24 protein-coding genes are annotated in these 23,386 nt (G+C 51.6%); 4 read left to right on the plus strand and 20 right to left on the minus strand.

The genetic code is table 11. The annotated features are described in order from the left end of the window. Positions 1 to 50 precede the first annotated feature (50 nt). Positions 51 to 611, plus strand: coding sequence for a hypothetical protein (locus MKZ24_RS01070; RefSeq protein WP_340781053.1), 561 nt, complete (start codon positions 51 to 53; stop codon positions 609 to 611). A 128-nt stretch (positions 612 to 739) separates the two neighbouring features. On the opposite strand, the gene rlmD is transcribed toward MKZ24_RS01070, so the two are convergent. The 4 genes from rlmD to MKZ24_RS01090 form a co-directional block, all read right to left on the minus strand. Beyond that, on the minus strand, positions 740 to 2,254 hold the full coding sequence (gene rlmD, locus MKZ24_RS01075) for a 23S rRNA (uracil(1939)-C(5))-methyltransferase RlmD (RefSeq protein WP_042232473.1): 1,515 nt from the start codon (positions 2,252 to 2,254) through the stop codon (positions 740 to 742). Positions 2,255 to 2,297: 43 nt separating this feature from the next. Then, positions 2,298 to 3,191 (minus strand): diacylglycerol kinase, encoded by an 894-nt coding sequence (locus MKZ24_RS01080; RefSeq protein WP_042232470.1) that lies wholly within the window; start codon positions 3,189 to 3,191, stop codon positions 2,298 to 2,300. A gap of 264 nt (positions 3,192 to 3,455) precedes the next feature. Continuing rightward, the gene (locus tag MKZ24_RS01085) at positions 3,456 to 4,226 is read right to left on the minus strand and encodes a sirohydrochlorin chelatase (protein ID WP_197073030.1); all 771 of its coding nucleotides are present in this window, start codon (positions 4,224 to 4,226) and stop codon (positions 3,456 to 3,458) included. Positions 4,227 to 4,229: 3 nt separating this feature from the next. Beyond that, positions 4,230 to 4,520, minus strand: coding sequence for a YerC/YecD family TrpR-related protein (locus tag MKZ24_RS01090; RefSeq protein ID WP_019913624.1), 291 nt, complete (start codon positions 4,518 to 4,520; stop codon positions 4,230 to 4,232). 404 nt (positions 4,521 to 4,924) lie between these two features. Here MKZ24_RS01090 and MKZ24_RS01095 point away from each other — a divergent pair, with 404 nt between their 5' ends. Next, complete coding sequence (locus MKZ24_RS01095) at positions 4,925 to 5,473, plus strand: tyrosine protein kinase (protein WP_340781057.1); 549 nt, start codon at positions 4,925 to 4,927, stop codon at positions 5,471 to 5,473. Here the strand turns inward: MKZ24_RS01095 and MKZ24_RS01100 are convergent. From MKZ24_RS01100 to MKZ24_RS01165, 14 genes are all read right to left on the minus strand, one after another. Then, a complete protein-coding gene (locus tag MKZ24_RS01100) occupies positions 5,470 to 5,601 on the minus strand; it encodes a hypothetical protein (RefSeq protein ID WP_340781058.1) in 132 nt (43 codons plus the stop codon). The genes MKZ24_RS01095 and MKZ24_RS01100 overlap by 4 nt on opposite strands. Beyond that, a complete protein-coding gene (gene corA / locus MKZ24_RS01105) occupies positions 5,598 to 6,557 on the minus strand; it encodes a magnesium/cobalt transporter CorA (RefSeq protein WP_042232465.1) in 960 nt (319 codons plus the stop codon). The genes MKZ24_RS01100 and corA overlap by 4 nt, the downstream gene beginning before the upstream one ends. Positions 6,558 to 6,766: 209 nt before the next feature. After that, positions 6,767 to 7,669 (minus strand): response regulator, encoded by a 903-nt coding sequence (locus MKZ24_RS01110; RefSeq protein WP_042232463.1) that lies wholly within the window; start codon positions 7,667 to 7,669, stop codon positions 6,767 to 6,769. Between the two features lie 3 nt (positions 7,670 to 7,672). Continuing rightward, positions 7,673 to 8,962, minus strand: coding sequence for an ATP-binding protein (locus tag MKZ24_RS01115; protein WP_042232461.1), 1,290 nt, complete (start codon positions 8,960 to 8,962; stop codon positions 7,673 to 7,675). An 87-nt stretch (positions 8,963 to 9,049) separates the two neighbouring features. Continuing rightward, entirely contained in the window at positions 9,050 to 9,700 is a 651-nt protein-coding gene (locus MKZ24_RS01120; RefSeq protein WP_042133429.1) for an amino acid ABC transporter permease, read from the minus strand. A 31-nt stretch (positions 9,701 to 9,731) separates the two neighbouring features. After that, positions 9,732 to 10,382 (minus strand): amino acid ABC transporter permease, encoded by a 651-nt coding sequence (locus tag MKZ24_RS01125; protein ID WP_042232459.1) that lies wholly within the window; start codon positions 10,380 to 10,382, stop codon positions 9,732 to 9,734. Positions 10,383 to 10,550: 168 nt separating this feature from the next. After that, on the minus strand, positions 10,551 to 11,402 hold the full coding sequence (locus MKZ24_RS01130) for a glutamate ABC transporter substrate-binding protein (RefSeq protein ID WP_340781059.1): 852 nt from the start codon (positions 11,400 to 11,402) through the stop codon (positions 10,551 to 10,553). Positions 11,403 to 11,434: 32 nt separating this feature from the next. Further along, positions 11,435 to 12,163 carry an amino acid ABC transporter ATP-binding protein gene (locus tag MKZ24_RS01135; protein ID WP_340781060.1) on the minus strand — a complete coding sequence of 243 codons (729 nt, stop codon included), beginning with the start codon at positions 12,161 to 12,163 and terminating at the stop codon, positions 11,435 to 11,437. Positions 12,164 to 12,464: 301 nt separating this feature from the next. Next, on the minus strand, positions 12,465 to 13,454 hold the full coding sequence (locus tag MKZ24_RS01140; RefSeq protein ID WP_340781061.1) for an inorganic phosphate transporter: 990 nt from the start codon (positions 13,452 to 13,454) through the stop codon (positions 12,465 to 12,467). Positions 13,455 to 13,466: 12 nt separating this feature from the next. Then, complete coding sequence (locus MKZ24_RS01145; protein ID WP_340781062.1) at positions 13,467 to 14,084, minus strand: DUF47 domain-containing protein; 618 nt, start codon at positions 14,082 to 14,084, stop codon at positions 13,467 to 13,469. A gap of 205 nt (positions 14,085 to 14,289) precedes the next feature. Continuing rightward, on the minus strand, positions 14,290 to 15,393 hold the full coding sequence (locus MKZ24_RS01150) for a DUF3048 domain-containing protein (RefSeq protein ID WP_340781063.1): 1,104 nt from the start codon (positions 15,391 to 15,393) through the stop codon (positions 14,290 to 14,292). A 147-nt stretch (positions 15,394 to 15,540) separates the two neighbouring features. Continuing rightward, a complete protein-coding gene (locus MKZ24_RS01155) occupies positions 15,541 to 16,317 on the minus strand; it encodes a DODA-type extradiol aromatic ring-opening family dioxygenase (RefSeq protein ID WP_042232452.1) in 777 nt (258 codons plus the stop codon). An 86-nt stretch (positions 16,318 to 16,403) separates the two neighbouring features. Continuing rightward, on the minus strand, positions 16,404 to 17,234 hold the full coding sequence (locus MKZ24_RS01160) for an alpha/beta hydrolase family protein (protein ID WP_042232450.1): 831 nt from the start codon (positions 17,232 to 17,234) through the stop codon (positions 16,404 to 16,406). A 187-nt stretch (positions 17,235 to 17,421) separates the two neighbouring features. Beyond that, on the minus strand, positions 17,422 to 17,622 hold the full coding sequence (locus MKZ24_RS01165) for a hypothetical protein (RefSeq protein ID WP_042232448.1): 201 nt from the start codon (positions 17,620 to 17,622) through the stop codon (positions 17,422 to 17,424). A 224-nt stretch (positions 17,623 to 17,846) separates the two neighbouring features. Here MKZ24_RS01165 and MKZ24_RS01170 point away from each other — a divergent pair, with 224 nt between their 5' ends. Continuing rightward, positions 17,847 to 18,509 carry a DUF1129 family protein gene (locus MKZ24_RS01170; protein WP_042232446.1) on the plus strand — a complete coding sequence of 221 codons (663 nt, stop codon included), beginning with the start codon at positions 17,847 to 17,849 and terminating at the stop codon, positions 18,507 to 18,509. A 41-nt stretch (positions 18,510 to 18,550) separates the two neighbouring features. Next, positions 18,551 to 19,510, plus strand: a complete 960-nt coding sequence (locus MKZ24_RS01175) for a hypothetical protein (protein WP_340781066.1) — start codon at positions 18,551 to 18,553, stop codon at positions 19,508 to 19,510. Between the two features lie 137 nt (positions 19,511 to 19,647). On the opposite strand, the gene ilvA is transcribed toward MKZ24_RS01175, so the two are convergent. Both ilvA and MKZ24_RS01185 read right to left on the minus strand, forming a co-directional pair. Then, positions 19,648 to 20,910 (minus strand): threonine ammonia-lyase IlvA, encoded by a 1,263-nt coding sequence (ilvA, locus tag MKZ24_RS01180; RefSeq protein ID WP_039298277.1) that lies wholly within the window; start codon positions 20,908 to 20,910, stop codon positions 19,648 to 19,650. Positions 20,911 to 21,164: 254 nt separating this feature from the next. Continuing rightward, entirely contained in the window at positions 21,165 to 23,246 is a 2,082-nt protein-coding gene (locus MKZ24_RS01185; RefSeq protein WP_340781067.1) for a methyl-accepting chemotaxis protein, read from the minus strand. Positions 23,247 to 23,386: the final 140 nt, after the last annotated feature.

Here is a 23,386-nt window from a genome sequence, read left to right on the forward strand (position 1 = left end):
CAGCCGTTATTGTCATCGCCCTCATTTGTTCACTCTTAGGAGATATTTTTTTGTTCAAATCAGACAATTTTCTCATTGCTGATATCGTTGGTCTAATCATACCGACAAATGGCAATGTGACCTTTCCATTTGTGAATTGGATTATTTTTGTTGTCTCAGGGTTTTATTTTGCTCACTTATATCGGTATTTAAAAGATAAAAAAGGCTTCTTCTTTAAGGTCACACCACTCGCCCTCGCCATCTCATTAACCTATATCGCTTATTGTTTTATCGCTAAAAAGGGTATGTTTGTTGATGAACATTCATTCTTCTTTATGACATTCACAGGTATGATTTTTAACATTATCTTGGTAATAGGATGGATCGGACTACTCTATTTATTATTTAATCAAACCAAAGGTCCAGTGATAGCCTTCATGACTGGCTTAAGCAAAAATATAAATTCAGTCTATGTCATCCAATGGACCATTATCGGATTCTCATCAACAATTTTTTCCATTTCTCTATCACACTTCACAGAAATCATCCTTCTTGTTTCAATACTACTGACTTCTTATGGCTTAAGTTTCGTATGGTTAACAATAAAAAAAAGTAAAAAGCAACTGCACTGAACGCTCATTCACTTCATTAGTAATATACACTTGTTCCTATAATAGTGCGTGGATATTTCCACAATTAAAAGCCACTGAATGTGCAATATAACACTCAGTGGCTTCATACTCATTGATATGACTTTGTTTTATCTTCTTTCTAACTTCACTACCGACTCCACATGCACCGTATGCGGGAACATATCCACCGGAGTGACCTCCACTGTTCTGTACCCGCCATCCTCCAGCACCCGCAAGTCCCGGGCCAGGGTGGACGGGTTGCACGATACGTACACCACACGCTCCGGCTTCATCAGCAGGATTGTCTCCAGCAGGCGCGGGTCGCAGCCCTTGCGCGGGGGATCGACGACGATCACATCCGGCGTGATGCCCTGCTCTTTCCAGGCCGGGATGACATCCTCTGAAGCGCCGACTTCAAACTTCACATTGCTCATGTTGTTAAGCTTCGCGTTCGCGCGGGCATCCTCTATAGCTTCAGGCACAATTTCCACCCCGTAGACCTGGTCTGCATGCTGGGCCAGGAACAGCGAGATGGTTCCGATGCCGCAGTAGGCATCAATTACAGTCTCGCTTCCGGTTAACGCAGCGTATTCCAGGGTTCTGCCGTACAGTACCTCGGTCTGGACCGGGTTCACCTGGTAGAAGGAACGCGCTGAGATAGCGAACTGCACATCTCCGATATAATCGTAGATGACATCGCTGCCCCATAAGACGCGGGTATCGTTACCGAAGATTACATTAGTCTTCTGGGTGTTAATGTTCTGGCAGATGCTCGCCACTTCAGGAAGCTGCTCACGGATACTGCCGAGCCAGGCATCCAGATGCGGGATATCCCGGCCATTCGTAACCAGCACCAGCATCATCTGGCCGGTGCGGAAGGCCTTCTTCACCACAACGTGGCGCAGCAGCCCGCGGCCGGTCTCTTCGTCATAGGCGGTAATGCCAAGCTCACGGCCAAGGCTCTTCACGGCAGCAACGACCTTGTCATTGTCTTCATGCTGAATCAGACAGGTCTCCATGTCGATGATCCGGTGACTGCCGCGTGCGTAGAATCCGCCGACCAGACCGCCGTCGGTCACGCCAATCGGCACCTGAGCCTTGTTGCGGTAACGCCAAGGCTCGTCCATGCCAAGGGTAGGCAGGACAACGATTCCTTCGTTCAGGGAATCCGCAGCCATTGTACTTGCCACATTAGCACCTGCACCCGGAGACCCTGCAGCACCTGCGTTTGGCACACCCGCAACCTGCAGCTTCCCGATCCGCTCCAGGTTGTCCACCACCAGCTGCCGTTTCCACGCCAGCTGGGCGGTATAATCCATATGCTGCAGCTGGCAGCCGCCGCATTGATCATAGATCGGGCAAGGCGGCCCTATACGGTCGGGGCTAGCCTGTACCAGCTCCATCAGCTTGGCATAGCCATACTGCTTCTTGGTCTTCAGCACTCTGGCGCGGACCTTCTCACCGGGGAGAGCGCCCTGCACAAAAAGGGTAAAGCCCTCTACGCGGCCTACCCCTTCACCTTCATGGGTCATGCCGATAATATCGAGCAGGACCTCATCATTCTTAATCACTGGCAGTCCGGCGACAGAGGCCGGTCCTTGTTCCCGGCGGCTTGCGCTGCGCCCGCTGCGGTGTTTACTCATGTGTATAGGTTCACTTCTTTCATTATCTTCACTATTAATCTTGTTAATTATTCTGCGCGAAGATCCGCAGATGATGCGGCAGAATACTGAAATTGCCCGGCAGCGTGCCGCCGAGTTCGCCGTCCAGGTTAAGCAGGACGTGGCCGGGCGAAGTAACCTCCATTGCATCGGTGCGGAAATGGATGACCTTCTTGTCATTCAGATGATCACCGCGGATCGTAAGCCGGACCAGCCGGATGAATTCGGCCAGGTTGCATTTCTTGACGGCAATTACATCGAGCAGGCCGTCATCAATTCTGGCCCCAGGAGCCAGCTTCTCGAAGCCGCCGACGGAGTTCGTATTGGCGATCAGGAAGAGCATGAACTCGTCATGGATCATCTCTTGGCCGTTCGCGCGGATGTACAGCTCCTGCGGAGCAAGGCTGGCCATCTTCTCTATACCCTTCAGGTAATAGGCAAGCTGGCCCATCATGGTCTTCAGCTTACTGGGAACCTCATAGGTAAGCTCCGTCAGCTGGCCGCCGCCGGCTATATTAATGAAATAACGGTCATTGGCTTTGCCGAGGTCAATCAGGCGCGACTCCTGGCGCAGAATCAGGTCGCAGGAATCCTCCCAATTCTTCGGAATGCCCATAGCCCTGGCAAAATCGTTGGTAGTCCCGAGCGGTAACAAGCCGAGCGGGGGAAGGTTAGGCTTCTCAGCCATCCCGTTGATTACTTCATTGAGCGTACCGTCGCCTCCGGCAGCTATGATCAGATCATACGTACCGCGCTCTACAGCCTCAGCTGCGGCTGCTGTGGCATCGCCCTCTCCGGTTGTTGCATGACAGGAGGCTTCAATGCCGCCAACATCCAGCCGGTCTAAAATATCGGCGAGTCGTCTTTTCATTTCTTCCCGACCAGAAGTGGGATTATAAATCAATCTCGCAGTTTTCATTACCGGAACGCCACCTGTTTATATAATGGATAACCTTACTGATTATACCCAATTCAGGACCCCACAAGCAATGTCAGGGAGCTTCAGAGGATTATATTTATACTCCCGCGCAGCGCTGGAGACCCCTCAGCCCGGCAGAAAGTATAGATATATGTATGCGGCGGCTGCCAAAATAAATACTGGACGCATTCTATTTTTTCTACGGTGACTATTTGGACTTTCTGCCACTGCCCGCCCCCAGATTTCTTGATTTTTTGTTATTTTCTAACCCCGGCCCCGCAGACGCTGTAGCGCCGCCTCGACCTGCCGTTCAATCCAGCGCGGCAGCAGCGGATGCGGCAGCAGGGTCTGGCCGGAGTAGGCATAACTGAGCCCTTCCAGCCGCTGCGGGATAACAGCCTTGGTGAAATACCCCTCACTTAAAAAGAGCGGAGCCACCAGTACATCATGGCCCTGCTCCTGCCAATACTCCACTTTGCTTCTTACGCTGTCCGGATTCAGCAGCCCGTAATCAGCCGCAGCCAGCCCGCTTATGTCCCGTACCCGCGCCGCGAGTGAGGAGATCCCCTGCTCCCAGCGTTGCCGGAAGCCCTCATGAATGCTGCCGTGTCCGACGAGCAGCAGGGTCTCCCGCTCGGGATGCTTCGAGAGCCCACGGAGCTTATCCCAGATCATCTGGGCAATGTCCGGATCGTCGTCAACCGGATAGCCGTAATGAATCCGCGCTGTGACCCTGAACCGCTCCAGATCCGTCTCCCGTTCCGGAACCGGCTTAGCACCCAGTGCATACTCTATCTCATCGATATGCGTACTGCCGGAAGAAACAAACAAGGGGATCACAATAATATCTGTGACCCCTGCACGTTCCAGCTCGTCTATACCGTCTTGGATCAATCGCCCTTCTACCAGCTCCAGGAAAGATACCGCCACGGGAATCTCTTCCCCCAGCGATAAATGACTCACGGCTTCCTCTACGATCGACACCCAGGTCTTATCGCGGGAGCCGTGGCTGATCATCAGCACACCCGGCTGCATCAGTTATCGTCCCAGACGTTCCAGCGTGAGCTTGTAACCGTCATTGCCGTAGTTCAGGCAGCGCTTCACACGGGAGATTGTTGCTGTACTGGCACCTGTTTCTGCTTCAATTTGATTGTATGTAGACCCTTTGCCCAGCATCCGCGCGACTTCAAGGCGCTGCGAGAGCGATTGAATTTCGTTCACTGTGCACAAATCATCAAAGAACACATAACATTCTTCCATATTTTTCAATGTTAAAATAGCCTCAAATAATTGATCGATACTTTTATCGTTTAGCTTCTTAAGCTGCATCGTTTATCATCCCCTAAAAGTTTGGTCCATACAAAATGGATACTCGTAAGCATAAATTTAATGTGACTATCTTGCCTCTACTATATTGCACTGGAGCACATTTTTCAAGCATTAACGGTTTCACGCTGTAAAGAACGAAAATGATGGACAAACGTCCACCCTGGGCGCACACCGCTCATGGGGCTAACGGCCCTTTTCCCTAGCTTCATAGGATTTACCGCCTTAACTATAGTACTACAAAACCTCACGAAATCAAGCATGGACACGGTTTCTTCACTTCCAGAGGGTACTTGTAGGCATTCGCCCTTTTCCGCTAGTATCCCGGTTACCCGGGCATTCGTCTATACCGTATGTTCGCCCATGACATACAGTATAGCAAACCACTAACGAAGGAATGTGATATTATGCCTGAGCATTACTATAATCATTCCCGCAGGGAAGGGCGTTCACTGGCTGAGCCGTACAATCCGTCACCCTATCCGGGACTCACTTCCTACGCCCCTGCCCCGCTTCCCGGAGAACCCGGAATACTGCCTGCCTTCGGTGCTGAAGCTGCCGATACCGCACTTGTTGTGCCCGCTGCCGAAGCTGCTACTGCGAAGGCCGGGGGTCTGCTGGGCGGGCTGGGCAACCTCGGGAGTCTGGCGAATATGGAGCAGATCAAGGGAATTGTCGACCGGATGGGCGGGATTGACGGGATCGTCAACTCCATGGGCAAGGTACAGAAGGTCATGCAGGGATTTTCACAGATGGCTCCCATGGTGAAGCTCGTGATGGGCGGATTCGGCAAAGGCAAGGGAACCGCAGCGGGAGCACTTGCGGCGGAAGAAGATGCGGCACTGTATACCCCCAAACGGCGCAAAAAAAGACGCCCAACCACGCAGCGCCGCAAAAATACCTCCAAGAGCCGCAAAACCGGGGCCCCTTCCTCTGTTAAGCGCCGTCGTTCTTAAGCGGCGGCGTTTAACACGCCTTGTCTGTCTGCTGCGAGGCCGCTGTATTCCAAGAATACCCGTGCGTCGTCAGCCATAACCATTCTTTTATACCGCTGCTCCTTGTCCGGTTCTCTGCACGGTCTCACTTAAACCAGCCGCTCCGCCGGAACCATCTGAACATTCCAACTCCCAGCACCAGCATCAGCACCAGCACCGCGAAATAACCATAATCCCAATCCAGCTCCGGCATCACCCTGAAGTTCATCCCGTAGATTCCGGCGATCAGCGTCAGCGGCATAAATACGGTAGTAATCACCGTCAGTGTCTTCATAATGGAATTCATCCGGTTGGAGTTGAGCGAGATGTAGCTGTCACGCAGATCGGCGGTCATTTCCCGGTCAACTTCAATCATGTCGGTCAGCTTCAGCAGATGATCATAAATATCACCGAAGTAGATCCGTTCTTCCCCGTTGCTCTGCACATGCTGCGAGTTGACGATCCGGTACATCAGATCACGCATCGGCACGATGGTCCGGCGCAGCTTGAGCAGTCTTCCGCGCACGTTGAACACCTGGCTCATCAGCTCTTCCACCGATTCACTGTCGCTCTTGCTCTCCAGATCTGCCAGTTCATCCTCCAGGGTGTACAGCGAAGGGAAATACCTGTCGACCAGCTTGTCCATTACGGTGTAAGCAGCAGCCATCGGCCCGCCCGACCAGCCCTTACGGCTATGAATTTCAGCTTGGACCATCTGCCACGCTTCCTCCATTTCCGATTTATTCTGGTGATGGTAGGAAACGAGGAATTTTTTGCTGAGAAAAAGATCGACCTCTTCCGCCTCCAACGTACGCTCATTAAGCGCATGCAGCACGAAGAACTGCACTTCCTCGTAATAATCCAGCTTCGGTCGCTGCAGCACATGCATACAGTCTTCAATGGCCAGCGGGTGAAAATGAAAATAAGTGTCCAGCAGCAATGTTTCTTCTTCCGTAGGCATGGCAAAATCCGCCCAAATCCAGGCATAGTTATCCAGCACTATACTCTGAAGCGGCAGGTCAGTCAGCACCTCACCCTTATGCGTTACCGCAAGCGTTCGTATCATATATGAGTCCTCCACCTTATCCTGCTATCCGCATGGCAACAGCCCGTTGCCTGTCGGCCTGCTACTATTGTAACGCATGAGGCCTACTATTATGAAACTTCTGCATCGTTCCCGGTTCCTGCTATCAATCTCAAAAAAATAACCGCCAGTCCGCTGGGCAGCGGTTCCGGAGGTTTATTCCTTGCTTCATTTTCCGTATCCATTCCGCTCTAGCGGCCCATCCCCTCCAGCACTTCCAAATGAAGCACCTGCAGGAACTTCTTGATGTTCACCTTCACCTTGCCGGTGTCTCTCCCCTGTTCAATCTCTTTCATCTTCAGGCGTACTTCTTCAAAGTCGAAATACAGCGGCGCATAATGCTCGAACTTCGGATTGCCGTAATCCGTCAGACCGATGGAAGCAAGGTTCGCCAGTCCGGCAGCCAGCGCGCGGCGCAGACGCTGTTCAATCGCTTTGACTTCCTTGGCAGCATCGGCTGGCACCGGTTTATATGTAGCGGCTGCCATTTCATACAACTCCTTGAGCGGCGGAAGGCTCCCGCTGTTCCCCCCCGCCACCACCAGTTCCATGATCGTGATAATATCCCGGCTGCCATTCTCCGAGATCATTCCCATATTCATCAGAATCGGCTGGATAATCTCCTTGACGGAGCGTTTGCCGGACGGCATCTGCGGCATTCCGAACTGCAGCCCCTCCAGCTTGCCTAGCGTCAGCTTAATCTCATCCAGATAACGGCCCATCGCATAACGTTCATTCACCTTGTACAGCACAGATTCGACTTCAATCTTATTGATCGGCTTGCGGATGAAGAACTCGATCCCGCTTTTATAGGCGCGGCTGACCATATCCCCGTTCTCAATCTGTGAGATCATCACGAACTTGGAACGGCAGCCCTGCGCCTGCAGGGAAATGATCGTCTCAATACCATCCTGGTCCGGCATCAACAGATCCATCAGCACAATATCCGGCGTCTCGCTCAGGATCAGGGCTACCCCCTCCTGCCCGCATTCCGCCGTACCCACCACTTCGCCAAGTCCGCTATCCTCAATAATATGCTGCAGCATTCTTCTTGCCGACGCGTCGTCATCTACAATACAGAAAGAAAGTGGCATTCTCTATTCCTCCTTCCGCAGCTTTGCGCTCGGCACAATAATCTGGAACATGGCCCCTCCGGCATGTGACACCGGCTGAACGGTAATCGTTCCCTCGAACATATTCACTATATCCCGTACATGAGAGAGTCCAATCCCCGTAGCGGCGATTCCCTCTTCATCGAATTTCGTAGTAAAACCCGGCTCGAACAACAGCTCCAGGTCGCGTTTATGAATCCCCGCCCCGCTATCGGTCACTGTAAAAATGGTCATGCCGTCTTTCTCATAGGCATCCAGGTTGATGCTGCCTTTACGTTTGATGACTTCCACCGCATTGGCAGTGAGGTTGTTAAGCAGAGTCAGCAGAGGAATATAACTGTCGGTTGTGTAATCGGAGGTAATATGAATATGAAAATTGACCTGCTTGCCCAGCATTTCGGCGTATTTGGCATTGCTCTTGACCGTGAACCGCAGAATTCCCGATAACGGCATATCACCGGTAACCTCGCGCTCCACCAGCTTCACAAGCCCGGCCAGAATCCGCTGGGAATCCTTCTTCACCTCATGGATCTGCTGGGTGATATCCAGCACCTGGCGGCTATACGGCTCCGGTCCTTCCCCGGCCTTCAGATTGCGGTACAGCTCGAAGCTGTTTAGAGTCACATTCTCCAGCGTTCCGATCGACTTCTTGAGATAGAATACTTCCCCGTACAGGCCGGAGCCGAAGCCGAGCATCTGCTCGATCCGTTCGTTCTGTTCACGCGCCCTGATCCGCATCTGGCTGACGGAGATACTGCTGTATACCCCCGTCGTGAAATACGTACGCAGGACAGCGATCGCCATCAGATACGTCCATTCGTTCAGCCGGAAGGAGGCCGAATCCAGTACAATCAGCCGGGTCAGCAGCTCCATTTCATTCGACAAGAGATCGATTACCGCGGCAACAGCGCCCAGCACCAGCGGATGGAAGGTATCCAGCCGGCTTTTGATGGCATGCATCAGCATGGCGAACACAATATAATAGACCATCGCGGAGAAATGACTGTTCAGGCTCTGCTCAAACGTCAGTCCGCTTCCTTCTACTGCATCCATTGCGGTCCGGAACAGCAGGACGACCACACCCGTAGCAATGCCTGTACTGATATACGGCAACTGCCTCATTAAAAGCAAAAACAGCAGAAAAGCGCTGCTGCCCATAGCAATCCGGAAGATGTCGCCATCAAACGGATTTATTTTGAATTCACCGGCCACAGCGGTAACGACCGCTACCAGCAGAATCTCTGCAACTCTCATTCTCAGAATAGATTGTCCCATCGCCACTGCTCCTGCCTAGAGATGTTGACAACTATAGTATCATACCCGCACTTTATTTTATACGGTTTTGCCCCGAACCCGCTCGATTTATGCTGTTTTGTTCTCAAGTCTTCTGGAGAGCATGGACAGCAGGAAGTTTACGGTGAAATAGATCAGTGCCACAAGCGCGAGCGTCGGTATAGCATAGCCATAGCTGTGCCCGATTACGATATTCGCATTGTGCATCAGCTCCGGCAATGAAATGACTACCGCGAGTGAGGTGTCCTTCAGCAGCGAAATGAACTGGCTGACCAGTGGCGGAACCATACGACGCAGTCCCTGGGGGAGCACGATATGCCACAGAGTCTGAAAATTACTGAGACCGGAGGAACGTGCAGCCTCAATCTGCCCTTTATCAATGGACGTCAACCCGCCCCGTACAATCTCAGCGATCATCGCCGCCTCGAATATCGTTAGTGCAGCAATCGCCGCCGTAATCAGTCCAAGCTTAATTCCTACCTCCGGCAAGGCGAAGCGGATGAAGAATATAATCAGCAGCAGCGGCAGATTACGGATCAGCTCGACCAGGTAGAACATCACCGGAGACAATACCGGCACTTCTGAATAACGGATGACTCCAATAATACAGCCAATGACAAAACTCAGAATGATCGATACAAAGGCAACGATCAGCGTAATATACAGTCCGTCCAGCAAAAACTTCAAATTATCGGCGGAGTATGCACCAATAAAATCCATGATATCCCTCCTTTATGCTTTGAGTGGCTTCTTAATATTTGCGCTGCAGTCTGCGTTCCCACACGCGTACGCCGTAGCTGAGCGGAAGGGTAAGTACCAGATAGAACAACGCCACGAAGATGTAGGTGTCGAAGGTACGGTAAGTCTCTGTTGAGATACTGTCCGCGAAATACATCAGATCAAGGCCGGCTACCAGCGTCAGCACCGAGGAGTTCTTGATCAGGTTGATGAACTGATTGCCGAGCGGCGGGATGACCAGCTTAATCGCCTGCGGCAGGATGATATGCAGCATCGTCTGTATGTAGCTTAGGCCGGATGAACGTGATGCTTCCATTTGTCCCTTGGGAACAGCCATGATTCCGGCGCGGATCGCTTCGGCGATGAAGGCCGAGGTGTATACCGCAAGTCCGATCGTTCCCGCCTTGAAGCCGTCCAGCGTAAAGCCCAGAGCAGAAGGTCCATAATAGAAGATGTACACTACAAGCAGCAGCGGGATATTGCGGATGAACTCCACATACGCCGTTCCGAACCAGCGCAGCGCTCTCACAGTAGTAATGCGGAAGACCGCAATCACTGCTCCGATCAGGAAGCTGCCGATCAGGGCCAATACACTGGACATCACAGTGCCGTAGAACCCTTCCATATACAACCCGAAATAATCCGTTAATATTGAAAATTCCATTGATTTCACCTGCCTTTGCCCAAAGATGAGTTCGTAGTTCGTTCTTGCTCTACATAGGAATCCTTCCTATAAACAAGTAGAAACGGCAGTGCCATCCTTATGGGATGGCATCCGTTTCTGCGAGTAATATAAGGCAGGTTGTGAAGTAAGCTGAAGCTTAGAACATGCTTATTTCGCTGGAGCTTTACCAATCCATTTCGTATAAATGGCATCATACTCACCGTTTGCTTTCAGTTCAGCCAGTGTATCATTCACGGCTTTAACTACATCGGTGTTGCCCTTTTGAACTGCAATGCCGTAAGGCTCATCCGTGAACGGCTCGCCTACAACTTCATAGCCAGGGTCCTGCGAAGCCATACCGTACAGAATCGCATCGTCCGTAGTCAATGCATCGCCTTGCCCAGCCTTCAGGGCGCTGAAGGCATCCTGATAGTTATCGAATTCAAGCACGGTTACACCCGGCACTTTTTCTTTGATATTCTTAATGGAGGTTGCGCCTTTGGAGCCCAGGATCTTCGTATCCTTCGTTACGTCATCCAGTCCGGTAATCGGGCTGCCCTTCTTCACCAGCAGGGATTGGCCTGCCTGGAAATAGACGTCGGAGAAATCAACTTCCTTCTTGCGTTCTTCAGTGATGGTCATGGTAGCTACAACCATATCGATTTCGCCGTTATTCAGCATCGGAATACGTGTCTTGGAGGTCACTTCCTTCAGCTCGATCGCGTTCTCGTCACCCAGAATTTTTTTGGCGATGGCTTTGGAGATATCAATGTCGAAGCCCTCCACGTTGCCGGATGCAGGGTCCTTCAGACCGAACAGGCGGGTATCGTACTTCACACCAACGAGCAGCTTGCCTCGTTCCTTGATCTTGGCAATCGCTTCTGAGTCAGTAGCCGTTCCTGCAGCAGCGTCATTCCCTCCGGTATTGTTCTTGGCATTGTTGTTGCCGCAGCCGGCAATCACGAGCATAGCCGCGATCATCAATACACTTAACATTTTGAAGCTTTTGGACATTTTCATTTCTGTTCCTCCCCTGAATCCTATATATTTGTTTAATGACTTAATACACGGCTGAGAAATGTTCGTGTCCGGTCTTCACGCGGACTGGCGAAGAATTGCTCCGGCTCTGCTTCTTCCACGATCTGTCCCTGATCCATGAAGATTACCCGGTCGGCAACCTCGCGGGCGAAGCCCATCTCATGGGTAACGACAACCATCGTCATGCCCTCGCGGGCCAAAGTCCGCATAACATCGAGTACTTCCCCGACCATTTCCGGGTCAAGCGCCGAGGTCGGCTCATCGAACAGCATAATCTTCGGCTTCATCGCCAGCCCCCGGGCAATCGCCACACGCTGCTGCTGTCCGCCGGACAGCTGTGAAGGATAGGACTGTGCTTTATCGGCAATCCCGACCTTTTCCAGATAATACATCGCCGTCTTCTCGGCTTCCGCTTTGCTTAGTCCAAGCACCTTAATCGGTGCAAGTGTGATATTATCAATCACTCGCTTATGCGGGTACAGATTGAAATGCTGGAAGACCATTCCGATCTCTTTGCGCAGCTTGTTGATATCTGTCTTGCGTTCATTTACGGTTATACCGTCAACGGTCAGTCCGCCGCTCGTAATAGTCTCCAGTCGGTTAATGCAGCGCAGCATAGTGCTCTTGCCGGAGCCGGAAGGACCGACTACGACAACCACTTCCCCTTCCTGAACATGCAGGTCAATGGCTTTCAGCACATGGAAATGTCCGTAATGTTTGTCTACCTGATGAAAGTCGATCAACGACAGGCCCCCCTTTGTATATCATTATGTGTTTGTCAGCTATGGTAACACTTAAAACACACCTTACTTTAAAGACTACCAAAAACTACAACATACTACGAAAAACTTTAATCACCCATGTCATTTTCTTTTCTAAATGTGACGTATTTCATTTTCTTTTTACGCCTATTAATGTTTTTTATCAGTTTGCTGTAACTTATTGTGACATTCCTCTCTTGATAAATGAAAACACAAAAAAAGATGTCCTCAGCCAACCATGGCTTCCGCGACATCTTGTTCGGTTAATCTATTCTATTCAAATCTAGAAAAAGAGTTTGAAGATCAATCCCGCCAGCACTGCGCTGATCGGAATCGTGATGAACCAGGTCACGACAATCCGTCCGGCAACTCCCCATTTCACAGCGGAGAAGCGTTTGGCCGAGCCTACCCCCAGAATGGATGAGGTAATGGCGTGGGTTGTACTTACCGGCAGATGCAGCAATGTAGCCGAGAAAATAACAGATGCGGCCGAGATATCCGCAGCAAAGCCGTTAATCGGCTCAATTTTGAAAATTTTGGTACCCATGGTCTTAATGATCTTCCAGCCGCCGATTGACGTTCCAAGCGCCATGGATGTAGCCGCTGCAATCTTAACCCAGAGCGGAACTTCCATCGTTTCGAGCCGTCCCGAGGTCACGAGGGCAAAGGTGATGATCCCCATCGCCTTCTGGGCGTCGTTCGTACCATGCGTGAAGGATTGAAGTGCCGCGGTAACAATCTGCATCGAACGGAAACCTTTGTTCACCGTATGCGGGCTCCGCTTGGCAAAGATCCATTTCAGGATCGTCATCACGACATAACCGATAGCAAAAGCGATCAGCGGGGAGAATACCAGTCCCTCCACAATCTCAATGAAACCATCCCATTTGATATGCTCCGTGCCTGCTCCAATATATACCGCACCAGCCAAAGCCCCGATGAGCGCATGTGAGGAAGAAGACGGAATTCCGAACCACCAGGTAACCAGATTCCAGATAATCGCCGCAATGAGCGTAGCGGTAACGATGTCTATCCCGTTGTCCAGCAGTGTCGGATCGGTAATGCTGCCGCCGATCTTCTTGGCCACACCGGTAAACATCAATGCTCCGATAAAGTTCATGGACGCAGCCATTATAATGGCTGTACGCGGCTTCAGCGCGCGTGTAGAGACTGAGGTAGCGATTGCGTTGGCTGTATCATGGAACCCGTTGATAAAGTCAAACGCCAGCGCAAGAAATATAACAAAACCTAGTACATATATAGATGTATCCATATTTAGAGCCCCTTATGAGTTGCGCATGATGATCGATTCCAGCATGTTAGCTACGTCTTCACATTTATCCGTGGTCGTCTCCAACCGCTCGTACAATTCTTTGCGCTTAATCAGCTCAATCGGGTCTTTTACAGTTTCGAACAGGGCCTTGGTACAGATACGCAGAACTTCATCGCCTTGGTTCTCCAGATCGTTCAGACGGATCGTGTATTCACGAATGGCCAGCAGCTTCTTCTGGGAGAGCAGATGAACCGCTTTTTGGATTTCATACGCACTTTGACGCAGAATTTCCGCGAATTGGATGATATACTCATCCGCATCCAGCAAATTATACATATAAAAACGCGAGGCAGAAGCCTCCAGACCATCAATAACATCATCCATGCTTGTGATCAGGTCCATGATGTCGTCACGTTCCAGCGGCGTAATAAAAGTTTTGTTCAGTTCCTTGATGACGGTGTGCGTGTAAGTGTCGCATTGGGATTCGTATTTCTTCATCACCCCGGCGAAATTCTCAACATTGTCCTGGAGAGTCGAAATATTCTGAGCGAAGTAATCGGCCGCCTGAACAATGGTGTCAGCCATGTTTTCCAGCGTCTCAAAGAATATATCCTTTTTTCTCAACTTCATTAGCTATTAAACCCCTTTACATAAAATTGCCGTGAAAACGTGCAGCCACCCAAATGTAAACAGCATGAAAATGAATGACAACCCTTGTTATCTTAACATATCAACAGAATGGATAGAAGTAAAAAACCGAACTTTTTTACACTATAATAACAATTCCCTGTAATTGCGAAAATAATCATAAGAAAGGCTGATTATCCGGCGGGAATCAGGTCGGGTTAGGCGATAGCGCATAATCGACATGGCTGCTGAAGGATGGGCTGCTGGGCACAATCAGAATATGCGTCACACCGGGGTACATCAGCGCTTCCTTGCCATCTTCTTTCACGAACCGGATGATGTCTCCAGGTCTGCGGGACCATTTGCCGGAAATCGCTACTCCGCGCTGAAACAGCAGCGCTTCTCCGCCCAGCTCCACATCCACCTGCAGTCTGCCGACATCGTCGAGCACCTTGTGATCAGAGCCCATTACGATTACGTTCGCCGCCTCCACCGGACTGGCGTTGTTCAGATCCAGATGCGGTTTGCCGTTCACCCAGCGGACGTAGGTGCGCTGCTCAGCGTTATATTTATAACCCACCGTATAGCTCTTCAGCAGAAAGTTCACATTGAATTCCAGTGCGGGGGTTCCTTCCGCAGGAACATAATCTGGATCTGTGAAAAGCAGACCGGGAACTTTTACATTCTCGGCAAATCCCAGCTTCTCTGCCCCCTCCCGCAGCTTAGCGGCGTTGCTGTACAGATTATGAGGGGCTTTGCGTTCCTTATCCCGCCAGAAGTAGGCACCTGCACGGCCGATCTCGTCCATGTCCTCCTTCTTCTCCTTCTGCAGAATGGCGTAAGCCGCCGGACTTCCGCCGGCATGTACCGTCACACCGCCGTAGCTCTCGCCAATATCCAGGAGATAGGGGCGGATGCTGCGGATCGGGCCGATCTTTACCACCCCGGTATGACTCTGGAAGATCCCGATCAGGCGGGTAATTCCGCCCTCCGCCAGTACTTCGTACAGGATATCCGCTTCGCTGACTCCGGATTGCGGCCGGGCGGCCGGGGCATTATTGATCATGACTGCGAGCGGCCGGGGCAGCGTTCCGTCCGTAGACGGAAGCCCCGTTAATCCGGATACTATTCCGGCAGCAGGCGCTATTGTCGGCGTGGGCTGCGCAGCTTCGGTCGGCTGGGGTTCAGCAGTAGCGGCTACTGTAGTCGGCACTGGAACCGTTACTGCATTCTCTGTCCCGCAGGCGGAGAGCAGGGCGGCAGCAAGGACAAAGACATATATAGGGCGGGCTGAAGACCGGTTTATCGTCATAAACTTGTTGTTCCTCCTAAAGTTTTGTATGTAAGCTTTCTTTCATTTAATCATAGCTGGCAGAGTTTGTCTTGAGCACACCGGAAAATCTGCATACAAAAAAGGATACAGCCATTAGAGCGGCTGTATCCTGCATTTATTTGTGTATTAGTCGACCATCCAGCAGTTTAAGCTTAGGGTACCGTATTGATAGGCCTGAATCATTAATTGCGCCCGTTTGCCCTCATCGGCTGTACCCATTACATAGAAGAGCGGTACGAAATGTTCCTTACCGTAAGTGGGAACGGCCTCCCGCACATGCGGAGCCTGCTTCTCAAAAGCAAAAAGTGAAGCCAGATCCCATGCTTCGAGCCGCTCAGCGATCCAGGCATCGAAGTCGAGCGCCCAAGGCTCGGGCTGATCATCCTGCTTCAGCAGCCTGAGATTGTGGACCAGTCCTCCGCTTCCGATCAGGAGGATTCCTTCATCGCGCAGCGGAGCCAGCATCCGTCCGATATTGTACTGCTCCTCGGGAGAACGCATCGAATCGACGGACAAGGCTACGACCGGAATGTCGGCCTGCGGGAACATTTTCTTCAGAATAACCCAGACCCCATGGTCAAGGCCCCGGCCGAGTATAGGCTGATGACAAAGATTACTATCCTTGAAGAGTGCAGATATCCTGCTGCTTAACGCGGGATCGCCCGGGGCCGGGTAGGCCAGCTTATACATTTCTTCCGGAAAACCATAGAAATCATGCTGCGTTTCATGCTGTGCGTCCACTGTAATCAGCTGCTTGGGACTGTCCCAGTGCGCCGAGAAAACTACAATGCCGCGGGGCTTCCCCAGATCAGAACCCAGCCGCTCCAGGAAACGAGTGTATTCGTTATCCTCGAGAGCCAGCAGCGGAGAGCCATGCGCAATAAAGAAGGCCGGTAATTTCATAGGGTGCTAACCTCCATAACCCAGTATATGGTCTGCCCCTTTATTTTACCGCTTATTCTTGGGTATTGCACGCACGGGGTATTATCCTATATCATCCAATTCTGCCATTCTTCCTGCAGATGCTCCTGCTGATTCATCCAATCCCGGGTGCGCTTAAGCACCTGCTCCTGTGCCGGACCTGACGAGAAGGTATGGTCGCCCTGGAAAATAATCTCCTTGTCGCAGCGGCCTTCAGGACGTGTCCAGAACAGCTTCTGGTAGAGGAAGGCATAGTCAACGGGAATAACATCATCGGAGGTTCCGTGGATGACCAGCACATCACCGCTGAATTTCCCGGCCTCCTGGAAGGGCTGGAACGCTGCCAGTGAGTTGAAGTATACCGGGGTGAACGAATAGCCGGAATAATCGGCTGAGCCGCTCTTCACCGACCGGTCATAGGCTTCCCTTCCGACAATCTTTACGATATCATTGAACGGATAACCAACCGCAGACCACAGCACTAGGTTCTTCACCCGCCGGTCACGGACACCGGTCAGCAGCGCTACTGCACCGCCCAGACTATGTCCGATCAGCGTCACACGCTGCGGGTCCACATCGGCAGAGCTGATGCCGTAATCCAGCACCGCCCGGGTCTGGCTGATCATCGACTCCATATCTTCGCTCCCGTAATTACCGCTGCTCTCCCCGCAGCCTACGTAGTCAAAGCGGATAACCATATAGCCATCCTGCGCCAGCTCACGGGCTGCCTTAACGAAGATCCGGTCTACACCAATCCGGCTGCCCACGAAGCCGTGGCAGATCACTGCAAGCGGCACCCGGTTCTTGCACCGTCCGGTGCCTGCCTTGTCTGCGGATGGATAGTGGATGCTCGCTGTCAGTTCCTCTCCATTATGCCGGATGATAATATTCCGTTCCATTGCTGCGCCCTCCCTGAAAGCTGATTTATTTCAAATTATAATTATTCCGATTAATTTAGTATGATTTATATCTTTATTATACGATTCTCATTAAATTCTTGTCAATAACTATAGTCCTCCTTCCAGAAAAGAGCCCCTTCCGCTCCCGCAGGAGCAAAAGAGGCCGTGGGTCAAGCTTGAGCTTCACTCAGTCATAGCTGTCGTGAAACATATCGTGGGTCTCCCGCCGGCCTTCCCAGTCATCAAGCCCGTTCTCCGGCGCCACACCCGCAGCATCCCAAAGACTGAAGCCGTCAGAGTTGCCCCAATCCCCCACTTCATTAACAGGTGCAGGCGCGAAGCCGTCGCCCACAAATTTGCCGGGTTCCTGTTTGTTCTCCTGTTTCATAACGCTCCCTGCCTTCCTCTAGCTATATTTGGTGAAGCAACCACCTCTTCAGTGTTCTCTCTTCCAAACGGATTATTCAGGGATAAACGAAAGAAAAGTTACGCAGAAGCGGAATCTTCTTATCCGCCTGCAAGGGTTGTCCTTGCACACCACTGCTGCACAAACGTATACTCTAGGTTAAAGGCTAACCTGATCAATCCACCTTGGAGGTATACGTCCATACTATGAAAGTCAAAGCTATGATTAAGCAAAACAACCTGCTGCGTGAGCAGATGACGCCATTTAACCGCTCTTTTTTTGAAGATATGATTCTGGCCATGCGGGCCAGCTCGGTAGACTCTGTCCGTGCGGAGGAGCTGCTGCTGGAGGCGGCTGAACTGCTGCTGAAGGGACAGGCCAAAGGCAGGAATGCCAAGCAAATCTTCGGCGAGAACCCCGGAGATTATTTCAAAGATGTGATGAACAGCAGCCCCCCGCGCTCTCCGCGCGGCAAGCTGAAGAACTCCCTGATGATCTCTTTGTCCGCCCTGACCATTCTGTTCGGAGTGATGGGCGCTGCCGGACTGATCATGCAGTGGAGCGGCGGGCCGGATGAAATCTTCGGCCAGATCAGTATTTTCACCCTTATCATAGTAGGTATCGGCTCGATTGTTCTGATTGAGCTTATTATGAAATGGATGGCCTCGTTGTCTGAGGACGATAGCCCGAAGCCCAAGGCTTTTGATATCAAAGGCCTGGGACTCTATGTCGGAATTGCGATTGCGGCCGTTTTTGCCGGAATGTTCCTCGATAATCTGTTCCCGGTCATCCGGATTGCACCTTGGGTCAGTCTGGTTCTTGCCGCAGCCGGTGGTCTTGGACTGAAATTAATATTTTTCAAATCATAGAGAATATATTCAACTTTTATTCCACACAGGAGGAGACTTGTATGAAGAAGCACGTCGTTCTAACCGCCGCTATTGCTCTGCTCATGGGGCTGGAGGCAGCAAGCTCCGCTCCTGCCCGTGCTGAGAGCAGCGCGGGCCGCAGCACAGGCACCTCTGATTCGGCTACCAGCGCTAAGGCGGGTGTTACCGGTACGGCCGTCCTCAGCCATGCTGAGGCTGTCTACAGGGCTGCGCTGCCGCTGTTCTCCTCAGGCAACCTTCCGGGCGCTATTACTTATATGAATACCAATCTGTATGCTGTCACTCCTTATCAGGCGACTGTTCTGACATTGAAGCTCGAGAACCTGCACAAATCGCTCCTGCCTTCCTGGGAGAAGAAATTCAGCAGCAGTGAGGTACAACGGAAGCTCATCTCCGTCTATAAGGCGGGAGTCAGCATGGTGAAGCTGACCGAGAGTACGGAGAATGCTTCACTGCGTGCGCTGCTGAAAAGCGCGGGAGAGAGCGGCTATAAGCTGGAGACGGCCGAAGGCACCTTTTTCCCGGTGATTGATTATGCAGCTTACCGCAAATATAAACTGTACGTGACAGAGGATATCCGTGATTATATTTCAATAATGGCGACCGAGTCGGATCTGCCCCCTTCCAAGGATAACGGGCTTGTGATCGCCTGGGGGGATGTCGCTTCCCGTGCACTAACCCAGGAGCAGTTCATTCAGACCTATCCCAAATCCAACCGCCTATCAGCAGTCAAGACACTTTATAACATGTACGCAGTGAATACATTCTATGGTCAGAACAACACGCCGCTCTTCCATTACGATAATCTGGAAATGGATCTGGAGGCACAGAAAGCCTACAGCAGCATCCTGGCCAAAAACAGCAGCACCAGCCCTTTCCTGCAGAAGCTCGATGGCTTCATGAAGCTGATGAAGAGCAACGGTTATCTCTTGGATGATGACGCCGAGCAGTATCTGAAGACAGAGGTGCCTCAGTCCTGATAAGCGAATACATCAGCAGCACGTGATGCGCGCAGCATCCTACTCTTATCATCATGAAGAAGACCCGCCCGGTTTGAACCCGGAGCGGGTCTTCTTCATGTCCATATAAACGGCTATTGCCGCCGATAACGATTATATTAAATCAGCATGCTGAATAAATTGACATCCTTGTTGATCTCTACGTAATCCACACCCTTCTGCTTCATCCGCTCAATCAGTGGGGCGTATGCATCTGTAGACATCAGCTCAATGCCTACCAGGGCCGGGCCGTTCTCCTTCTCGTTCTTCTTCGTGTATTCGAACCGGGTAATGTCATCGTCGGGTCCGACTACCTCAGTCAGGAATTCACGCAGGGCACCCGCACGCTGCGGAAAATTAACCATAAAATAATGCTTCAGGCCTTCATAGATCAGTGAACGCTCCTTGATCTCCTGCATCCGGTCGATATCATTATTGCCGCCGCTGACGATGCAGACCACGCTTTTGCCGCGGATTTGATCCCGGTACATGTCCAGCGCAGCAATCGGAAGCGAGCCTGCAGGCTCCACAACAATCGCATTCTCGTTATACAGCTCCAGAATGGTTGTACAAGCCTTGCCTTCCGGCACTTTGACTACATCATCCAGGAGTTTCGAGCAGATGTCGAAGGTCAAGCCACCGACACGTTTCACTGCCGCACCGTCCACAAACTTATTGATTTCCTTCAGGGTGATCACCTCACCGCACTCCATCGCCTCGCTCATGGAAGCTGCTCCGGTAGGCTCCACACCGATCACCTTGGTCGCCGGGCTCACGGTCTTCACATAGGTGGCTACACCTGCCGCCAGGCCGCCTCCGCCAATCGTAACAAAGACAAAGTCAGCCGGCTTGTCCAGGCTCTCCATAATCTCCATCGCAATCGTACCATTGCCAGCGATAATGCGCGGCTCATCAAACGGGTGAATCAGCGTCATGCTATAGTCTATACAAGCCTGCAGCGCTTCATCGTAAGCATCGTCGAAGGTATCCCCCTTCAGAATCACTTCCACGAATTCGCCGCCAAAACGCCGGACCTGCTTAATCTTCTGATTAGGTGTAGTGCTCGGCATAAAGATCTTCCCTTTGATTCCCAGTGCCTTACAGGAATACGCCACACCCTGGGCGTGGTTCCCCGCGCTTGCACAGACAATCCCCTTGGCTCTGTCCTCGTCGGACAGACTGCGGATCATATTGTAGGCCCCGCGGATCTTGAAGGAGCGTACAATCTGCAAATCTTCACGTTTCAAATACACATTACAGCCGTATTTAGCTGACAGTACCGCATCCAGCTGCAGCGGCGTACGGACGATAACCTCCCGCAGCACATGATGTGCGCGTACAATATCTTCCATTCCTACGATCCGGTTTTCGCCTTCTCTCATCTTTTCCTCGCCTCACTGTCTCTTTCTTATCGTTTCGCTTCTTGTAACATACTCTTCCATGGACATTTTTTCAACCCTTGTCCTCGTCACACAACACAGCATCCACTAGCGGTGGAATCCCGCTACTCCACTCCTCCATTCTTAAGTTCATCTTATATAGTTGTATAATGTACAATTAAAAACAGTGAAAAGGGAGCGCAACAAGCAAAACGGCCCTGCCGCAAACCGGCAGGACCGTCCATCCTTCACTATAACTAGACCTTAAACCGCGAGACCGTCTGCAGCAGCTGCGCCGAGCTCATCTTGATCTCCTCCATCTCGGCAACGATGCTGCCGGACTTGCCGATGATCTGCTCGGCCTGGACAGCGATGACCCCGGCCCCTTCTGCGCCTTCATTCGTTGCACTGCCCGTCTCGCTGATCGCGGTCAGCATGCTCTGAATGGAGGCCAGCAGCTCTTCAGAGGTGGCACTGAAGTCCGTAACCAGCTCATCAATATACTTGGCATCTTCGCTGTACCGCTCACCCGTCTCCTGCATCGCATCATAATCCTTCAGCACCTGCCGGTCCATGAAGCGCAGCATGCTCTCCGCGCCCTCGACCAGATTGGATACCGCCTGGACAACCGCTTCAGTCACTCCCTGGATTTCGGTCACTGTCTCCCGCGAGTTATCAGCCAGCTTGCGGATCTCCTCCGCCACAACGGCGAAGCCTCTGCCCGCATCCCCGGCCCTAGCGGCCTCGATGGAAGCATTCAGCGACAGCAGATTGGTCTGGGCGGCAATTTCCAGAATTGCTCCCGTGAGCGCGTCTATCTGTGAGATCGACTTCGACTGCTCAATCGCCATGCGCAGCTTCTCTTCACTCTCTCCGTAGATATGATCCGCCTGCCTGCGCGACTGGGCGGCTCCCTCTTTCAGCTTATCCGCCCGCACATTGATTTCCCTGGCCGCTTCCGCACCCTCTTGGGCTTTGCGGGCGATACCGTTAATGGCATGCTCGAATTCAATCGTGCTGGCGTTCATTTCTTCCATCGAAGCCGCCGTCTGCTGCATGCCCGCTGACAGCTCTTCGGTAATCCCCGACACATCGGTGATGCTGCCGTCGAGTACGAATACATTCTTCTCCGTATTCTCCACAGCGCCAGAGATGCTCTGCGAGCTGCGCATGATTTCCTGAATCAGCGACTGCTGTGAGGAGATCATATCGTTGAAGCCCTCTGCCAGTACGCCGATTTCCCCTTTGGCGGTAACCTTCGCTCTTACCGACAGGTCGCCGGACATCGCCTTCCGGAAGGCAGCCATCAGGATAGGAATCTGCTTCAGAATACTGCCCGAGACAAAATACAACAACACAGACATCACTACAATTGAAGCAATAATCGACAGGATAAAAATCAGCTGGAATTTCTGCAGCTCCCTCTCCGCATGTTTCTCCGGCACAATCAGCGCCACGGACCACTGGTTCTCTACTGCCGGCGAATACGACACATAACTGGTCTCTCCGTCAATATCCGTCTTCATCACATTCGAGCCCCACTGTACCATCTTATCCCCGACTGCTTTCCAGTCTTCACCGAGATCGGACATTTTCTTCAGCAGAATATTGTCTGTATCCGGATGGTAGATGAAGGTTCCAGTCTTATCAATCAGTACCGCATACCCGCTGCCATTGTAATTAAAAGCGCTCAGCGCCTGGGTAATCTGCTCCGTGGAGATATCCGCACCCGCCACACCAATCAGCTTACCGGTATCGTCGAGAATAGGTGCGCTGACACTCACGACCATTTTGCCTGAGCCGGCATCAATATAGGGGTCCGTAACCGTAACACGCTTATTCTTGGCTGTGTTGGCATACCAGCCCCGTTCCTTCAGCACGAAGTCCGCCGGCGGCTCGAACTCATCCTGCGTAATCACCTTGTTCGCAGCATCCAGACCTATGTACACATTCAACAGGTTCTTATTGTTGCTCTTGACAAGATTGAGGGTGCGGATCAGTTCACTGTACCCGCTGGTGGTCTTCGCTGTTTCCGGATCATCTACACTGGCAATATAGTCACGGATATAGGCGTTGGCATTCAGAAGCTCTACACTGTCCGAAGCGGGCTGCAGCAGCTCATTGACCTTAACGCTGATCTCTCCTTTCTCATAGGTCAGCGAATTGTTCAAATCATTGACTATAATTTGCTTGGCATTGCTGTAAATCACTACGGATACAATAACGAAAATAGCAACTACAGAGATAATCACCGACAAAAACAGCTTGGCGCGAATCCCCATATTGCTTAAAAATGATGTCAGCAGCGCCTTATCTTTCTTGCTCTTCCTCAGTGCCATAGGACTCCCCACCTTCAAATGTAAATAGGCTCAGGCAATACTCTCACTCGAATGCTCCCTGTCTTTTCGACTTATTTCTGCAAAAAAGCTCTTTATCCCTTTAACGTTTTACTTCGAGCTGTGAAATAAGTGTGACCATG

Origin of the sequence: Paenibacillus sp. FSL R7-0297 (assembly GCF_038009025.1) — a bacterium.
Lineage (GTDB): Bacteria > Bacillota > Bacilli > Paenibacillales > Paenibacillaceae > Paenibacillus_AQ.

Bases quoted from the DNA above. Each gene is read 5' to 3' on its own strand.
- rlmD (WP_042232473.1), bottom strand. From the start codon at position 2,254: ATGAGTAAACACCGCAGCGGGCGCAGCGCAAGCCGCCGGGAACAAGGA.
- MKZ24_RS01080 (WP_042232470.1), bottom strand. From the start codon at position 3,191: ATGAAAACTGCGAGATTGATTTATAATCCCACTTCTGGTCGGGAAGAA.
- MKZ24_RS01085 (WP_197073030.1), bottom strand. From the start codon at position 4,226: ATGCAGCCGGGTGTGCTGATGATCAGCCACGGCTCCCGCGATAAGACC.
- MKZ24_RS01090 (WP_019913624.1), bottom strand. From the start codon at position 4,520: ATGCAGCTTAAGAAGCTAAACGATAAAAGTATCGATCAATTATTTGAG.
- MKZ24_RS01095 (WP_340781057.1), top strand. From the start codon at position 4,925: ATGCCTGAGCATTACTATAATCATTCCCGCAGGGAAGGGCGTTCACTG.
- corA (WP_042232465.1), bottom strand. From the start codon at position 6,557: ATGATACGAACGCTTGCGGTAACGCATAAGGGTGAGGTGCTGACTGAC.
- MKZ24_RS01110 (WP_042232463.1), bottom strand. From the start codon at position 7,669: ATGCCACTTTCTTTCTGTATTGTAGATGACGACGCGTCGGCAAGAAGA.
- MKZ24_RS01115 (WP_042232461.1), bottom strand. From the start codon at position 8,962: ATGGGACAATCTATTCTGAGAATGAGAGTTGCAGAGATTCTGCTGGTA.
- MKZ24_RS01120 (WP_042133429.1), bottom strand. From the start codon at position 9,700: ATGGATTTTATTGGTGCATACTCCGCCGATAATTTGAAGTTTTTGCTG.
- MKZ24_RS01125 (WP_042232459.1), bottom strand. From the start codon at position 10,382: ATGGAATTTTCAATATTAACGGATTATTTCGGGTTGTATATGGAAGGG.
- MKZ24_RS01130 (WP_340781059.1), bottom strand. From the start codon at position 11,402: ATGAAAATGTCCAAAAGCTTCAAAATGTTAAGTGTATTGATGATCGCG.
- MKZ24_RS01140 (WP_340781061.1), bottom strand. From the start codon at position 13,454: ATGGATACATCTATATATGTACTAGGTTTTGTTATATTTCTTGCGCTG.
- MKZ24_RS01145 (WP_340781062.1), bottom strand. From the start codon at position 14,084: ATGAAGTTGAGAAAAAAGGATATATTCTTTGAGACGCTGGAAAACATG.
- MKZ24_RS01150 (WP_340781063.1), bottom strand. From the start codon at position 15,393: ATGACGATAAACCGGTCTTCAGCCCGCCCTATATATGTCTTTGTCCTT.
- MKZ24_RS01155 (WP_042232452.1), bottom strand. From the start codon at position 16,317: ATGAAATTACCGGCCTTCTTTATTGCGCATGGCTCTCCGCTGCTGGCT.
- MKZ24_RS01160 (WP_042232450.1), bottom strand. From the start codon at position 17,234: ATGGAACGGAATATTATCATCCGGCATAATGGAGAGGAACTGACAGCG.
- MKZ24_RS01165 (WP_042232448.1), bottom strand. From the start codon at position 17,622: ATGAAACAGGAGAACAAACAGGAACCCGGCAAATTTGTGGGCGACGGC.
- MKZ24_RS01170 (WP_042232446.1), top strand. From the start codon at position 17,847: ATGAAAGTCAAAGCTATGATTAAGCAAAACAACCTGCTGCGTGAGCAG.
- MKZ24_RS01175 (WP_340781066.1), top strand. From the start codon at position 18,551: ATGAAGAAGCACGTCGTTCTAACCGCCGCTATTGCTCTGCTCATGGGG.
- ilvA (WP_039298277.1), bottom strand. From the start codon at position 20,910: ATGAGAGAAGGCGAAAACCGGATCGTAGGAATGGAAGATATTGTACGC.
- MKZ24_RS01185 (WP_340781067.1), bottom strand. From the start codon at position 23,246: ATGGCACTGAGGAAGAGCAAGAAAGATAAGGCGCTGCTGACATCATTT.